Origin of the sequence: Paenibacillus illinoisensis NBRC 15959 (assembly GCF_004000925.1) — a bacterium.
GTDB lineage: Bacteria > Bacillota > Bacilli > Paenibacillales > Paenibacillaceae > Paenibacillus > Paenibacillus illinoisensis.
On the sequence record NZ_BIME01000006.1, the window covers coordinates 182,549 to 197,823 of the forward strand.

Below are 15,275 nucleotides of genomic sequence, written 5' to 3' on the forward strand. Positions count from 1 at the left end.
GTGAGGAATGGCTCATGATTGTGGCGGAAATATTGGTTATGATGCTAATAAGGGGTACATGTGTACGCATTTTTAGTTTTTTTACTAGACTGGTGAGACGTAACTAGTCAGTTCATATAGAAGAAGGGAGGGTGCGTTGTGAACGTATGGGTCACGGTCAAAAGCCTGGGCAAACGCAAGCCTGCACTTGCCAAACAAGCCACAGCACTTCCGGAAACAACCGGAACGTTACGAGAGCTAATTAAACATATGGTACACGTGCAGGTGAACGCTCTTCAGGAGAAGAAAAACAGTGCGGCGTTACTCACCTATCTTATGCCTGAGGAGATTCAACTTAAGGGATTAACGGGAAAAGTCGGCTTTGGTGAAGTGTATAATGAGGAGATTCAAGGCCTGGAGCATGCGGTCCAAACGGCTATGACGGCTTATGAAGATGGACTATACAAAGTCTTCCTCAATGATGAAGAATTGTCCGAGCTGGATGCACCACTGAAGTTGCAGGAAGATGACGAATTGGTGTTTATCCGGTTCACCATGCTTGCCGGCCGCTTGTGGTAATAAATGATAAGGAGGAGATTGGATGAATCAGAACGATAATGAACAGGTGTATATCAACGGTCTGCAAGAGAAGGCAGAGTCATTGAACGGGACCTGGCAGGAGCTTGCAGGATATGTGGTGGAGATGGCTGGTTCCACATATTTGCGCGGAGATGAAAAAGTATATCTGAATACAGAGGAATTTCTGCAAAAGCAGGCTGCCGAAACGGGAGAGCCCTTATTTGAACCCTTGCTGAACGTGCTTGGGCAGCTGGTGAATGAACGGTTGGTGGAACGATTCCGTTACATTGCTGACCGCGCCACAAATTACCCGTACAGCATCATGTATGAGCGCCGGCCATTTCGCACTTCCGATCCTGAACAGCATATTGGACAGGTGATCCGGAAACTCATTGGACTGCTGCGCATGGAGATGCGGCAATTCTCCATGGACGAATATGTATCTGTTCGTGAATACAAGTTTGATTATCTGTATGAGATCCGAACTGTGCTTCCGGACTGCATCGCCTATGAACTGGACCATGGCAACGGAGATATGAAGCAGGCATTACACGAGATCATATATGGCGACAATCAGTCGGCGTTGCTTACTGGCGAGATGATCAAAGGCATATTCATGAGTGACCAGACAGAGGCGTACCATATGGTTGGTGAGCTGCTTGTGGCAGCAAGGCTGCAGGAAGGACTGCGCCAGAGTATCGTTGAACGGATGGATGAAGGAACCATTGAAGCATTTATATACATAATAAAAGTAATCATCGATCACAATCTGATTCGTTTCAGTTCAGTGGTTCGAGCATTGGCTGTATGGACAGGGCTCGGAATTGAAGCGGCCAATTCGCGCGTTGCATCACAGTTGATTGAGCAAGCCTATGAAGCGCTGACCGATGCAGCTGTTCGTGAAGATTGGGAGCAGGATTCAAATGCCAATAAGATATTCATCAGTCTGTGGGCGACGGCTGTTATTGAAGAGGACCATCTCAATGACAAATTGATCCGTATTATGGATCAAGGCCAACTGTATCAGAAAATTGTTGCGCAATATGTGCTTGCGAACAGTCAGAATCGTGACCTGCGGCTAAGCATTGCCCGTCGGTATTTGGACGTACAGGATCTGGAGCTGATGCACTGGACTATCCAAAACTATGATGCCATGTACATGCATAACTGGCACTTCGAGGATGGAGAGAATCAGCGCAGCATTCACATTTCGCCCCTGCCTGTCTTTGAAGACAAGGCAATTCGGCGTCAGGACTTCGATCAATTTAAGCAGCTGCTGGACCGCATTCCTCTGGGAGGGGAAGGTGGACCATCTGGCGTTCTTGAATATGTCCATTACCGGATTGAACGGAATGATGTGGTCAAAAAAATGCTCTATCTGGCTGCGTATGATATGGACCCCGATTGGATCGGAGAAGTCATTGCAATCAAGGACATGCTGAGCCCGGAACTTCGAGGCGAGCTGTTATCCCAGTTCGTTCAGCAGCCCGATAACGAGGTGCAAAGACAGTTTGTGTTTGAGAGCCTGTCCGACAAAAGCATGAGCAACCGGGAGATTGCTCTAGTCAAAGTGAGGAAGCTTGTGCTGACTACTGACGAGATGAAACAGATGGAGGCCTTGCTCAAACTCAAGACCGGTTCACTTCGGCAGAAGGTCATTCAGGTTCTTTTGCTGCAACCTGTGGATCAACTGGCTGTTTCACTGGAACGTTTGCTGAAGGCGAAGAATGAATTGCAGCGTCTGGGCGCACTGGAACTGTTGACCGAGATTTCTGCAGATCCGGAACGTGCAGATCAACATGAACAATTACAGCCGTTAGCCCGACTGATCCAGAAGCCTACCGCGAAGGAGCAAAAGCTGCTGGACAAGCTGACGAAGGAGGGCAGCCGGTATACCTCTTCGAATGGTTTTGGATTGTTCGATCCATCCCGGGTGGAGCCACTGCTGGAGGAGAAGCGTGATCTTAGTGATTTCAATCCCAAGGAGATCTTCACCCTCTCGCTGGAGAAGGCCAAACCATTTCTGGAAGGATTAGATGCTCTGGTCCATCAACACAGGGATCATGAGTATGAGGTAGAGTATTATGCGGGCTACCGTGAGACGCTTTTGATTGGAGCCGGCCTGCGTTCTATGTTCTCCTATGCGGAACGAAATCAGATGAAACAGATGGAGCAATATCCTCTCCACGAAGTTTGGGAGGCGTATGTTGCGCAGAGTGATCTGAACAGCCTGGAACTCATGCAGCTTTATTTTATTTTGCAATTCAGCACACTGAGCGGCAACTTAAATGAACATTACAGCTATTATCACGATCAATATGATTATAACGAATTAAGCAAAATCCCGTTATTGGAAGGCTGGCGCAAGTCTTTTGCCGAACAGACCTATCCTCTTTCCTATATGGAAGAAATGAAACAGATGGCGGCTTCGCTGACCTACAAGGATCAGGTTGCTGAATTGATTGCAGCCGCGTTCAGGGACAGCAACCCTGCAGATACATTTGAGATCGCGGAGAAAACATGGGCTTCCATTATCGCCAGTATGCCGGACGATCAACTGGAGAAGGAAGCTGGCATGCTTCATATCCTGACGGAACGGTGGAACTACCTGGTAAGAAGCAGAATATATGATGATGCCAGTTTCCAACGATTCTTCCAAACGGCGTATCAGTTCATCAACCTTGTGGGAAATACACAGCGTTTCTCCCTTTTATCATTCGAGGATTACGTGCGGGCATTCAAATTACGTTTGATTGACAAGCAGACGATATACCGTCAGTTGCTGACGGGCGGGGAGCGTTTTGCATTCATTCGTGAGCTGACGTCGACACGCACCGAAGGCATCATGGATGATCCGGAACTGATAGAGCTGCGGAATACCGTCGTTGAACGAATTTTGGAGATCGAACTGACACGAGGTGAGCTTTCCACCGAAGTCAGCACACTGGCCATGAAGTTTGAACGAATTGAAGGCATGGAGCATTGGGTGCATCTTGTCTCAGCCATGGATAAGGATACGTTTGTACGAGGCTATATCTACAGCTACGGAGATAACACAACACGCAAGGAGACGTTCAGTCACCTGATTCAAGTCTGTCATCCGCGTGAGGGTGAGGATGAGAAGCTCCTAGGGCAATTGCTTGAGCAATATCCGATTCAGGAGAAAAAGCTGTTGGAAGCCGCCATGTACGCACCGCAGTGGATGGAGATCGTAGCGAAGCATCTGGGATGGGAAGGACTTCGCAGTGCCGCATGGTACTTCCATGCCCATATTAATGAACGCTTTACGGCTGAAAAGGAGACCATCGTCGCTCACTATTCACCGATATCGCCGCAGGAATTCAACGACGGAGCATTTGATATTGCCTGGTTCGAGGAAGCTTATGCTGCTGTCGGCGAGGAACGATTCAATCTGTTATATGATTGTGCCAAATACATTTCCGGTGGAGCAAACCACCGCAGATCCCAGTTGTTCGCCGATGCAGCGTTAGGGAAGCTTCGTCTGGAGGATATGCGTCAATCTGTACAGGAGAAGCGTAATAAGGACCATCTGCTCACGTACAGTTTGATTCCATTCCAAGCGGAGCAGAAACAGGATCTGCGAGAACGTTATGATTTCATTCAGAAATTCCTGCTGGAGAGCAAGCAATTTGGTGCCCAGCGTCGTGCCAGCGAAGGTGCAGCCGCGCAGATTGCTCTTGGTAATCTTGCACGCAATGCAGGGTATACGGATGTCACCCGGCTGATCTGGAACATGGAAGCGAGCAAGCTGGATGAGATGAAATCCTATTTTGAACCGAAGGCCCTGGATGAGACAACGACAGCACAACTGGCCATTGATGAGGAAGGCCAGTCCGAGTTGGTTCTTGTAAGTAAAGGGAAGACACTCAAATCGGTACCCGCACGGTTAAAGAAAGACGGATACATTACGGAATTGAAGGAATTAAAAGGAGATCTGGTACAGCAGTATCGCCGGGCAAAACAGGAACTGGAGCGTTCCATGACGGCAGAGACGGCCTTTACCGTCCAGGAAGCTGCCAGCCTCATGCAAAATCCGGTCATTCGACCGCTGATTCGCACGTTGGTGTTCCAGTCAGGTGACCGTTTGGGGTATTTCGATGCGGAATCTGCCTGCCTGATTGTACCTGGCGAACAACGTACCACACATGCATTGGAGGAGCAGGATCCACTGGTGATTGCACATCCACTGCAATTGTTCCGCAGCGGGACATGGAGCGAATTCCAGCGGGATCTGTTCACCCGTCAGGCACGTCAGCCGTTCAAACAGGTCTTCCGTGAGCTGTACCTTCCAAATGAGGATGAGCTTGCGAATGGAACCGTCTCCCGCCGTTATGCCGGGTATCAGATTCAACCGAAGAAGACCGTTGCCTTGCTGAAAGGTCGCCAGTGGACCGTCAGTTATGAGGAAGGCTTGCAGAAAGTCAGCTATGAGCATAACCTGATAGCCAATCTGTATGCCATGGCAGACTGGTTCTCACCGGCAGATACGGAAGCACCTACGCTGGAGACAGTACAATTTTATGACCGCAAAACGTATAAGCCTGTAGCCTTGAAAGATGTACCGAAGGTCTTCTTCTCGGAGGTCATGCGTGATATTGATCTGGTAGTCAGTGTTGCGCATGTGGGCGGGGTGGATCCGGAAGCCAGCCTGACAACGATTGAAATGCGTCATGTTATCGTGAATGAATCCCTACGTCTGCTCAAGATAGACAATGTACGACTGGATGGCAATTATGCACGGATCAAAGGCGACCTTGGCGAATATGCCGTTCATCTCGGCAGTGGCAATGTGTTTAAACAGGCAACTGGTGCGCTATATATCGTACCTGTGCATAGTCAGCATCGGGGGAGGATCTTCCTGCCATTCCTGGATGAAGATCCAAGAACAGCTGAGATTTTATCCAAAATCATGCTGCTCGCAGAAGATAAGAAGATCAAAGATCCACAAATCCTGGCGCAGCTGAAGAGCTAGAAGTAACTCGAGATCGCAGGCAAGATTAGGACAGAGCAGGTGACATGGTTAGTAAGAATGGATGTAAGAATTAAGGAAGTTTGACTAGAGAAATGCGATATTATTAGAGTGAGTAATGAAGAAATAGCAGCCGGGGTACCTGTTAAAAGGGACTTCGGTTGCTTTTTATTTTCCATGTGGAACGAAGAAATTTATTGCATCCGTTTACAAATGGACTTTGGGCCCAGGTGCACAATTGAAATTCCTTAATATGATAATTAATTGAATAAATTGTTAATTTGAAAGTGGGACATAACGACTGTTTTCAAAAGTAAATGTTTTGTATGATTTGAGTTACAAAAATGTAATTAACTCGTTTTCATATGATGTTATACGAAATAATTCTGACATCATACCTAAGAACTAATCCACTCCTTCCGGCTCCATTTCCATATTTAAGGGGATGTAATTGATCCGCAGGTCGGCTATCGTAAGAAAGCGAAATTGCTCGCTCGCTTGTCGAGCCGCACTTTTCGTAGCGATGTGCAGGGCTGCCTGAATGCTTGAAGGGCTGGGACAAGCCAGTTTGCATTCCCTTGTACACATGTATTCAAGCAATGTGTGCAAGAAAAATGATCAAGAGAGAAGGAGAGCTTACAAACATGAACAGAAGACTCAACCTGATTTTCCTCAAACGATGGTTTATGCTGTTAATCATCGTGGCGGTTGCGGCCATGCCGTTACACGCCTTTGCCGCAGAAGCGGATTCCGGGGCAGATCGTCCTTGGATGAACAAATCCTTATCTGCGAAGGAACGCACCGAGCTGCTGCTCAAGGCGATGACGCTGGAGGAGAAAGTCGGATTCGTTACTGGTAAAGTAAATAACTATTATGGTTTCTATAATGATGGATTGGAGCGGCTTGGCATTCCGGCACTGCAGATGGCGGATGGACCAGCAGGGGTGCGTGTTGCCAATCCGGATGTGCAGGACAAAAAGTCCACGGCACTGCCTGCACCGATCGCATTGGCAGCATCCTGGGATACCGATCTTGCCAAACAGTATGGTGATCTGATCGGACAGGAAGCCCATGATACAACACATAACGTTGTTCTTGGTCCTGGTCTGGACATTGCACGTACACCATGGGGATCACGCAACTTCGAATCCCTGGGTGAGGATCCACTGCTGGCTTCCGGCATGGGTGCAGCGTATGTCAACGGGATTCAAAGCAACCCGGTGATTGCAACGGCGAAGCACTACATCCTGAACAATCAGGAAACGGAGCGTTTCACAACGAATGCAACAGCCAGTGAACGTGCGATTCAAGAAGTTTATGCACGTCCATTCCAGGCTATTGTTGAGAAAGCGGATCTCGGTTCCGCCATGTGTTCATTTAACCAGGTGAACGGTACATATGCTTGTGAGAACAAGGAGATGCTGACCGATCTGCTCAAGGACCAGTTTGGCTTCGAAGGGTTCGTCATGAGTGACTACGGTGCCAATTTCAGTACAGCCAAATCGGCTAACGCGGGTCTGGATCTGGAGACACCAGGGGAGCCTTATGGTAAATGGGGAACGCAGCTGCTGGAAGCCGTGAAAAAAGGTGAAGTCAGCGAGCAGACCATTGATGAGAAGGTTCGTCGCATTTTGCTCCAAATGTTCGAGAAAGGGCTGTTCGACAACCCTGTAACCAATACGCAGATTAATGCGAAGGCAGACGGTAAGCAAGCACGGGAAATTGCTGAGCAGAGCATGGTGCTGTTGCAAAATAACAATGACGTGCTGCCACTTTCGAAGAAAGAACTGAATTCCATTGCAGTTATTGGACCGGATGCAGACACAGCTTCTGCAGCAGGTGGAGGCAGCAGCCTCGTTAACCCGACATACACTGTGAGTCCGCTTGAAGGCATTCGTAACCGTGCAGGCAATGGCGTGGAAGTGAAATATGCAGCCGGAACGGATCCTATCTCCGCCGGGGATGCATTTAACGGTCCTTCCGCAGTACCATCCACACTGTTGTCTCCGGCAGATGCCGAGAAGAGCGAGCAGAATGTTGGTACGGACAAAGCGGAATATGGTCTTCGTGCCGAATACTGGACCAACACGAACATGGAAGGTGACCCTTCACTGGTTCGTACAGACAATCAGGTTAACATGAATCTTGGATTTTATAACTATGAAGGGTTCAACGCCCAGTCCTCCAAGCTTCCGGTTACACCAACGGAATTCAACAGTAAAATGTCCGCACGTTGGACAGGTTCCATTACAGCACCCAAAACGGGTGATTACAAATTGTCTCTGACCAGCCTGGGATCTGCGAAATTGTACGTGGATGATCAGCTGCTCGTAGAAAATCAAGGTGAAACGCTGAGCACAACGAAGAAAGCAATTACGTTAAAAGAAGGCGAATCCCACAACATTAAGATTGAATACCGTACCGATTTCCCGGTACAGTCAAGCCATGACATGGGTGCCCAAATGCGTTTCGGCTGGGAAGCACCTGAAGATGCCGTGGATGCCAAAATGCAAAAAGCAGTGGACCTGGCCAAAAAATCCGATGTGGCCGTTGTCGTGACACGTACGTATGACAGCGAAGGTTATGTGGACCGTTCCGATCTGGAACTGCCGAACAACCAGGAGCAATTGATTCGTGAGGTTGCAGCAGCAAATCCGAAGACGATTGTTGTACAAATGAGTGGCCGTGCCGTGGAGATGGACTCCTGGCAAAAAGAAGTACCTTCCATTGTTCAAGCTTGGTATGCAGGTCAGGAACAAGGTAATGCGGTAGCTCGCGTTCTGTTCGGTGATGTGAACCCATCCGGTAAATTGCCAGTAACGTTCCCATCGGATGATTCGCAAACACCAGTATCCACTGCGGAACAATTCCCGGGTGTGAATGGCGTGGGTACTTACTCAGAGGGAATCTTTGTAGGCTACAAAGGATATGACAAAGAAGGCATGACACCAGCATTTGCGTTTGGACACGGGCTGTCTTACACGGATTTCGACTACCGTAACCTGCACGTGAAAAATACAGGCAAAGGCAACGATGCTACCGTAGAAGTGTCCCTGAACCTGCGCAATACGGGTAAAGTTACAGGTGCAGAAGTTGTACAAGTGTACGTGGGCAAACTGCCAACGAGTGTGGAAACACCGGAAAAACAACTTGCTGGCTGGGCCAAAGTCGATCTGAAGGCAGGCAAACAGCAGCGCGTTAAAATTAAACTGGATCGCAGTGCACTTTCCTATTGGGATGAAAAGTCACATGAATGGGTAATGCCTAAGGGTAAGGTATCTGTTTATGTCGGCAGTGCATCGGATGATATTCGTCTGACAGGTAGTGTGAATATCGGAAGCAAGTCCGGTAAATAAAAGGAAGAAGCAAAAAGTCGTGGCCCATGGGCCGCGGCTTTTTCCACACCTGGAGAGGAGCGTGTGATGAGATGAAGTCACGATGGAAAGAGAGGAAAGCAGCCTGGATCATCCTGCCGCTCGTTGTATGCATTGTGGCTGGTTTCGGCGTTTGGTGGATGACAAGCCACACCGAAGAGGATGCCATACCGCCACCAGTAGAGAAGAAACCTGCAACAGCTGAAGTATGGCTGACAACCGGAGATCAGCAGCATTTATTGGAACCGCAGCAGCCAATCTCTTGGAATACATCGGAGGAGAATGATTCCGACGCAGATGCAGATTACACTATCATCATTGATCCGTCCCAGACGTATCAGACCATGGATGGATTCGGTGCTGCCATGACAGGTTCGTCCACCTACTTAATCAACCAGCTTCCACCAGAGCAGCGAGAACAGTTACTTCAGGAGCTGTATACCACGGAAGGCTTGAATCTGGACATGGTGCGACATACCATTGGTTCCTCCGATTATTCGGTGGATGCATCAGGGAAACCATCAAGTTACACGTATAATGATATCGAATCGGGTACGGATTATAATATGGAGCACTTTTCGATCGAGAAAGATCAGGAAGTGGTGGATATGCTGAGACACATTGTTGGACTAAAGCCGGACATCAAGGTTATGGGCACGCCCTGGACTGCCCCGTCCTGGATGAAATACGGCGAGAAGACCATGAATGGCTGGTATCTGGATTACAGCAATCCTCAAGTGTATGATGCTTACGCACGTTATTTCGTAAAATATATCCAAGCCTATCAGGCCCAGGGTGTGCCCATCTATGGAATGACGCTGCAGAATGAACCGGAGTTCACCACGGCTAACTATCCGAGCATGAGCATGGGGGCAGAGGAACAGGCCATGTTTATCCGGGATTACCTTGGGCCGGCCATGCAAGAGGCAGGACTGGACACGCGAATCATCAGTTATGATCATAACTGGGATCAGGCAGTGGAGTATACAGGCAGCGTACTTGGCGACGAAGCCGCTGCATCCTACATTGATGGTTCGGCATTCCATTGTTATGGAGGGGAGCCTTCCGCCATGTCGGAAGTGCATGATCGTTTTCCGGATAAAAACATCTATTTTACAGAGTGCAGTGGTGGGGAATGGAGTCCTGATTTTGGCGAAAATCTAAGTTGGCAGATGTCCAATCTGATAGTCGGTGCTCCGCGAAACTGGGCCAAAAGCGTACTGCTCTGGAATATAGCGCTCGATCCGCAAGGCGGACCTACAAATGGTGGCTGTGCGAACTGCCGGGGAGTAGTGACAATCAACCCGGATAACGGTGAGGTGACCCGTAATGTCGAGTATTATGCGCTTGGACATGTCAGTCGTTATGTGCGTACAGGAGCCTTAAGAGTGGAGTCTACCCAAGAATCGGATGAGCTGAAAAATGTAGCTTTTCGCAATCCGGATGGAACCATGGTGCTGGTTGCGGCTAACACGGGGAACAAAGATGCTGCCTTCCATGTCGTTATGGAAGGAAAGACGTTTCAATACACGCTACCATCCCAATCCGCTGCCACGTTTCGTTGGAAGCCAGAGGACACCTCAAATAGCGGGGTCGGGATAAAAGGTAGATAAGACCAATCATTACATCAACTTCTACGTCTGCAAAGCAGCATTTGATTTTACCCACTCCTTGGAGTTATGCACTATAATAAACACTACATTGGAGGGGAGGAATTGAAAGTGATGGTTACACCATACCGTAAGCAGGATCATGCCAAGCTGGTTTCCATCTGGGAACGTGCTGTGAGGGCGACGCATACGTTTCTGGCTGAAGAGGATATTGTCTTCTATAAAAGTGTGGTGAGTGAAGCTCTGTCAGGCATGGAAGTATGGGAAGCGGTGGACTCGGCGGGAGAACCCATTGGTTTTATGGGGCTGGATGGCAAGCACATTGAGATGTTATTCGTGGATGTGGATCAGCATGGGCAAGGGGTCGGACGGATGCTTGTTACGCATGCCATTGACCTTAAGGGTAACGATCTCAAAGTGGATGTGAATGAACAAAACGAGGGAGCTGCGCGGTTTTATACCCGGATGGGGTTTGTGCAGACAGGCAGATCGGAGCTGGATGGCTCAGGTAATCCTTTTCCCCTATTACATCTGGAATTAAAATAGAATTCCCCCGTAACCAACATCTTGAGATGGATGGTCGCGGGGGATTTTTCATACGTTAGTGAGTCTCATCATCGAGAAAAGGTTTGTTCACCGCATAATACATGAAGCCCATCAGCAGCACGCCCCCCACCAGATTGCCGAGGGTTACCGGAACGAGGTTATGGATGACCCCGCCAAACGAGATCGTTCCCGGATGATTCAGTACCAGCGCGATGGCGAACGTGCACATATTGGCTACGCTGTGCTCATATCCGGAGATGAAAAAGCAGAAGACAAACAGCATCATGGCGAACATCTTGGCGCCGTTCTCCTTCATAAACATCGGCACGAAGAACGCCAGGCACACAAGCCAGTTACATAGAATTCCCCGGAAAAAGAGCTGCATCGCCGGTGCCTCCATCTTGTGCTCCACCACACTTAGCAGAAATCCATTGACCTGAGATGAATCGAATAATCCAGTCAGATAGATTAATAGAGCAAAGACAGCCGCGCCCATCAGGTTCCCGCTGTAACTGGCAATCCACAGCTTCACGACTTCGAGCCAGCGCAGCTTCTTCCTGAGTGCAGCATACGTGTAATAAAACGTATTTCCGGTAAACAGGTCACCCCCGCCATACGCAATCAGAATAATAGCCGCTCCAAACGTAAGTGCTGCCATGGGGTATGTAAATGGGGACTGCTCCATATAGAAGAAGTTACCTGTCTTAAACGCCACGATCACACCAAATCCGATAAACATGCTGGCTAACATGGAACGTGAGAGGTACCTGATTAAACTTTGTTTGTAAATCTTGTGCTTCTTCAAGGCTAATTGTTCAACGTTGCGTAAACCTTCGGTTTCCATAATTCGCCTCCCGCTTCTCGGTGTAATGCTTACATTATAACGAAAATTTGGAAGAAGTGTGGTATGAGTTTAATCTACCACTGCAGCAGTACAGTTAAACAATCACTATCTAATCATGCAGATACCCAGACATATTGAATGCTATTTCACTGGAAAAGGGTACATGCAGGCGCCTAGAATTTCAGCCAGTTGTTCTGCTGTTCGTTCACGTGGGACTAATTCTTCTGCGTAGGAACGCTCCAGTTTGGCTCTCATAAAACGTTCGGCATATTCATTGGGACGGGAGTGAAAGTCTTTGGTGTACTCAGCATAGTCATGCGCATCCCGGACCTTTTCCAGCACACTGTTCAGCAGAGGACTGCCCGCGTAGAGGAGAGAGTCGGTTTCCTCGCATTCAAATTTCAGGAACATGATGGCCTTCTGCAAAGCATTGATTTCACCCTGGGTCAGGTAGACAGGCTTCACGGCATGTTCTCCCGATGCTGCATTGGACCGATCCATATTTTCATAAGCTTCATGTTCACGGGAAGAAGGGTCATGTTTGTTCATAGGTTATCACTTCCTTGGTTCGATTGTATTACCCGCTTCGCAGAAGAGCCGAAATCGGGATCGGATTGAAGTGATTCTAGCGCAGACCGAGCACCGGAAACGTGTTGATGTGCAGCAAGAACGGCAAATGCAGCTCCCTTGACCAGGATGTAGGCATTCCCCTGCAAAACATCCAGAGCCAATTGAATCTCGGCTTCGGTGATGGGCAGTAGGGCTAGAGTCTGCAAGGCGTAGTTTTGTACATCCTCATCTTCGTCCGGGTCACGAACAAGCTGCGCGGCAGCATGCAGGACTCCATCCAGAAGATCAGAGGAGCATACCATACCAAGGGCACGCCAGGCTTCGATGCGCACCAGATCTTCTTCTTGAGAATTCATGCCGATAGCCAGAACTTGCTGCGTGAGATGATGGTCTGTTAGCTCTGTCAAATTACGAAGAGCCTGCCGCTTTTCTTCTTCACTGAGTGCGTCGAAATCTAGCTGTTCAAAGTTATTGTAGTTTGGTTCAGACATAGCGATCGTTCACCTCCTGAATGAGAAGCTAGGATTGAGGCGGAAGCTGGATAGGACGGGCAGCAATTGCTTCTTCTACAATCTGTTCGGGAGTCAGGTCTCGATCATCCCAGAAAATCAAATTACTGATCTCGGCATATGGCAGCAGCTGCTGCAGCTCAGTCAGCATATCATCCAGTTCCGCTTCCGTTCCTTCGGCATTCATCAGCTTGCGAACCTGTTCTACTAATTGTGCATGGTCGGACATAACAAGACCTCCTGAATAATTCATAGTGTAAGTAATCACTCGATCCGTATAGCAAGATTGCCAAACTGCTCTCCCTTTTCCATACGTTCGAACGCTTTCGCTGTGTCCTGTAACGGATACACTTTATCGATTACAGGGTGTATATTATGTTGTTTCACCCACTGCAGCATCTGGACAAACTCTTCACGGCTTCCCATGGAAGTGCCGATCAGGCTAACTTGAGGGAAGAAGATGGATCTGATCGGAACAGTCAGATCATCTCCAGAGCTTGCCCCATACATTACGATTCGGCCACCCGGTCGGATAATATCGAAATATTGGGGGAAAAGGGCTTGTCCGATGCTATCCAAAATCAGATCCACGTGGTCAAGTTTGTTATGCTTACTCCAATCTTCATGACTACCGAATGCTTGTTCAGCTCCCAATCGAATTGCTTCATTTCGCTCCTTGAGGTTACTGTTACCTTGGCTCCGGCTGATACCGCCATGAGAAGAGCATAGGTGGCTACGCCACCTCCAATGCCGGGAATCAGAACATGTTCTCCCTGCTGAACACCACCACGGGTGAATAACGCACGATAGGCCGTCAATGCCGATAGGGATAACACCCCTGCTTCCTCCCATGTGAGATGAGATGGCTTGGGCAAGGCATTATCAGCAGGGAGTGTGATGTATTGTGCAAGTGTTCCATCCGTTGGTCCACCTACGATCTCAGGTACAATCGGCACATCTGCTGCAAAGCTCCAACCCAGAGTTGGATGAATAATAACTTCATCACCTACAGAAGGGTGTATTACTCCTTCGCCAGTTTCTACTATTATACCAGCCCCATCGGAGCCTGGAATGAGCGGGGCGTCATGGGTTGTCCGACCTGCCATGATGAAGAGATCGCGATGGTTAAGACCGGCGGCTTTTAACTGAATTTTGACTTCGCCGAACCCTGGTGGTCGACTTGTGAATGATGTATATTGGAGCCCCCTGAGGCCACTTCGGCCTGAATGTATAATAGCTTTCATAATGTTATTCCTCCCGTTGATGTAATTAAAGGTCATGATTGAACCTCATTGTACAGTTGGGGTGGTTTCACGTAAAATGAACAGAATTGAATGTGGGTATCAATAAAAACAATAGCTAGCAAGCAGGTGATTATCGTGGATGCAGGAGATCTAAAAATATTTCGGACTGTTGCTCGAGAAGGAAGTATTAGTAAAGCAGCATTGGCACTGAATTATGTGCAGTCCAATGTTACAACGCGGATCAGGCAGCTGGAAAATCAACTTCAAGTTCCACTTTTTCATCGCACGAACCGGGGAATGGTACTTACACCTGCTGGAGAGCATTTGCTCGGGTATGCAGATAAAATACTGGATTTGTTGCATGAAGCAGAATTGTCGACTCAAACAGGAAGTAAACCTGCAGGAAAGCTTCGTTTAGGTTCCATTGAGACAGCGGCCTCCAACTTCCTTGCTCCATTCCTGGCTAAATACCATTCCTGTTATCCAGAGGTACAGGCTTCACTTGTCACAGGAGGGACCCACGAGCTGAATCAGAGGGTCATGCAGCATGATCTGCAAGGTGCCTTAGTCTATGGGCCAGTCGATCATCCTGAACTGAACTATATCAAGGTGTTTGATGAAGAACTGGTTCTGATTGCGGAACCCGGCTTGCATCAGGTGGCCGAAGTATTAGGTAAACCGATGTTGTTCTTTGAGATCGGGTGTACGCACAGAATTCAAGCTGAAGCTTTTCTACATAGCCGTGGGGTCCATACGCTCAATGTAATGGAATTTGGTACACTGAACACGATCCTAAGTGGTGTATCTGCCGGAATAGGGGGATCTTTACTCCCGCGATCTTCGGTTGTTCAAGCCGAATTAAGAGGAGAGGTTTCTGTGATATCTTTGCCAGAGCCATATTGCAGATTGGAAGTGGGACTTGTACATGCCCGAAAAGCTCATCTATCGGCCGCATTACGTGGCTTACTGGAGATGATGACATTGAGGCCAGGAATAGAGAAGGATAAATAGATTACTTCACAAAACTAAA

At 48.4% G+C, this 15,275-nt stretch carries 10 protein-coding genes and 1 pseudogene; 6 read left to right on the top strand and 5 right to left on the bottom strand.

Annotated features, from left to right (window positions below; translation table 11 throughout):
- Nucleotides 1-138 precede the first annotated feature (138 nt).
- The 5 genes from PIL01S_RS16460 to PIL01S_RS16480 all read left to right on the top strand — a co-directional run bounded on the left by PIL01S_RS16460 (nucleotide 139) and on the right by PIL01S_RS16480 (nucleotide 11,078).
- Entirely contained in the window at nucleotides 139-558 is a 420-nt protein-coding gene (locus tag PIL01S_RS16460; protein WP_127538432.1) for a hypothetical protein, read from the top strand.
- Nucleotides 559-580: 22 nt separating this feature from the next.
- Nucleotides 581-5,551 (top strand): DUF4132 domain-containing protein, encoded by a 4,971-nt coding sequence (locus PIL01S_RS16465; RefSeq protein ID WP_127538433.1) that lies wholly within the window; start codon nucleotides 581-583, stop codon nucleotides 5,549-5,551.
- A 641-nt stretch (nucleotides 5,552-6,192) separates the two neighbouring features.
- Nucleotides 6,193-8,904: a beta-glucosidase gene (locus tag PIL01S_RS16470; RefSeq protein ID WP_127538434.1), complete on the top strand. Its 2,712-nt coding sequence runs from the start codon at nucleotides 6,193-6,195 to the stop codon at nucleotides 8,902-8,904.
- Nucleotides 8,905-8,975: 71 nt separating this feature from the next.
- Nucleotides 8,976-10,535: a glycoside hydrolase family 30 protein gene (locus PIL01S_RS16475; protein ID WP_127538435.1), complete on the top strand. Its 1,560-nt coding sequence runs from the start codon at nucleotides 8,976-8,978 to the stop codon at nucleotides 10,533-10,535.
- Between the two features lie 111 nt (nucleotides 10,536-10,646).
- Nucleotides 10,647-11,078, top strand: a complete 432-nt coding sequence (locus PIL01S_RS16480) for an acetyltransferase (RefSeq protein WP_127538598.1) — start codon at nucleotides 10,647-10,649, stop codon at nucleotides 11,076-11,078.
- A gap of 55 nt (nucleotides 11,079-11,133) precedes the next feature.
- Here PIL01S_RS16480 and PIL01S_RS16485 read toward each other — a convergent pair whose 3' ends face one another.
- The 5 genes and pseudogenes from PIL01S_RS16485 to PIL01S_RS16505 form a co-directional block, all read right to left on the bottom strand.
- Nucleotides 11,134-11,922, bottom strand: coding sequence for a formate/nitrite transporter family protein (locus PIL01S_RS16485; protein WP_095288637.1), 789 nt, complete (start codon nucleotides 11,920-11,922; stop codon nucleotides 11,134-11,136).
- A gap of 141 nt (nucleotides 11,923-12,063) precedes the next feature.
- A complete protein-coding gene (locus PIL01S_RS16490; RefSeq protein WP_127538436.1) occupies nucleotides 12,064-12,471 on the bottom strand; it encodes a hypothetical protein in 408 nt (135 codons plus the stop codon).
- On the bottom strand, nucleotides 12,468-12,983 hold the full coding sequence (locus PIL01S_RS16495; RefSeq protein ID WP_127538437.1) for a hypothetical protein: 516 nt from the start codon (nucleotides 12,981-12,983) through the stop codon (nucleotides 12,468-12,470). Before PIL01S_RS16495 ends, PIL01S_RS16490 begins: the two co-directional genes overlap by 4 nt.
- A gap of 28 nt (nucleotides 12,984-13,011) precedes the next feature.
- The gene (locus PIL01S_RS16500) at nucleotides 13,012-13,230 is read right to left on the bottom strand and encodes a hypothetical protein (RefSeq protein WP_246058358.1); all 219 of its coding nucleotides are present in this window, start codon (nucleotides 13,228-13,230) and stop codon (nucleotides 13,012-13,014) included.
- Between the two features lie 35 nt (nucleotides 13,231-13,265).
- Nucleotides 13,266-14,245 (bottom strand): annotated as a pseudogene (locus tag PIL01S_RS16505) (zinc-binding dehydrogenase).
- 135 nt (nucleotides 14,246-14,380) lie between these two features.
- Here PIL01S_RS16505 and PIL01S_RS16510 point away from each other — a divergent pair.
- Nucleotides 14,381-15,256, top strand: coding sequence for a LysR family transcriptional regulator (locus PIL01S_RS16510; RefSeq protein ID WP_127538439.1), 876 nt, complete (start codon nucleotides 14,381-14,383; stop codon nucleotides 15,254-15,256).
- Nucleotides 15,257-15,275: the final 19 nt, after the last annotated feature.

Bases quoted from the DNA above. Each gene is read 5' to 3' on its own strand.
- PIL01S_RS16475 (WP_127538435.1), top strand. From the start codon at position 8,976: ATGAAGTCACGATGGAAAGAGAGGAAAGCAGCCTGGATCATCCTGCCG.
- PIL01S_RS16480 (WP_127538598.1), top strand. From the start codon at position 10,647: ATGGTTACACCATACCGTAAGCAGGATCATGCCAAGCTGGTTTCCATC.
- PIL01S_RS16470 (WP_127538434.1), top strand. From the start codon at position 6,193: ATGAACAGAAGACTCAACCTGATTTTCCTCAAACGATGGTTTATGCTG.
- PIL01S_RS16490 (WP_127538436.1), bottom strand. From the start codon at position 12,471: ATGAACAAACATGACCCTTCTTCCCGTGAACATGAAGCTTATGAAAAT.
- PIL01S_RS16495 (WP_127538437.1), bottom strand. From the start codon at position 12,983: ATGTCTGAACCAAACTACAATAACTTTGAACAGCTAGATTTCGACGCA.
- PIL01S_RS16465 (WP_127538433.1), top strand. From the start codon at position 581: ATGAATCAGAACGATAATGAACAGGTGTATATCAACGGTCTGCAAGAG.
- PIL01S_RS16500 (WP_246058358.1), bottom strand. From the start codon at position 13,230: ATGTCCGACCATGCACAATTAGTAGAACAGGTTCGCAAGCTGATGAAT.
- PIL01S_RS16485 (WP_095288637.1), bottom strand. From the start codon at position 11,922: ATGGAAACCGAAGGTTTACGCAACGTTGAACAATTAGCCTTGAAGAAG.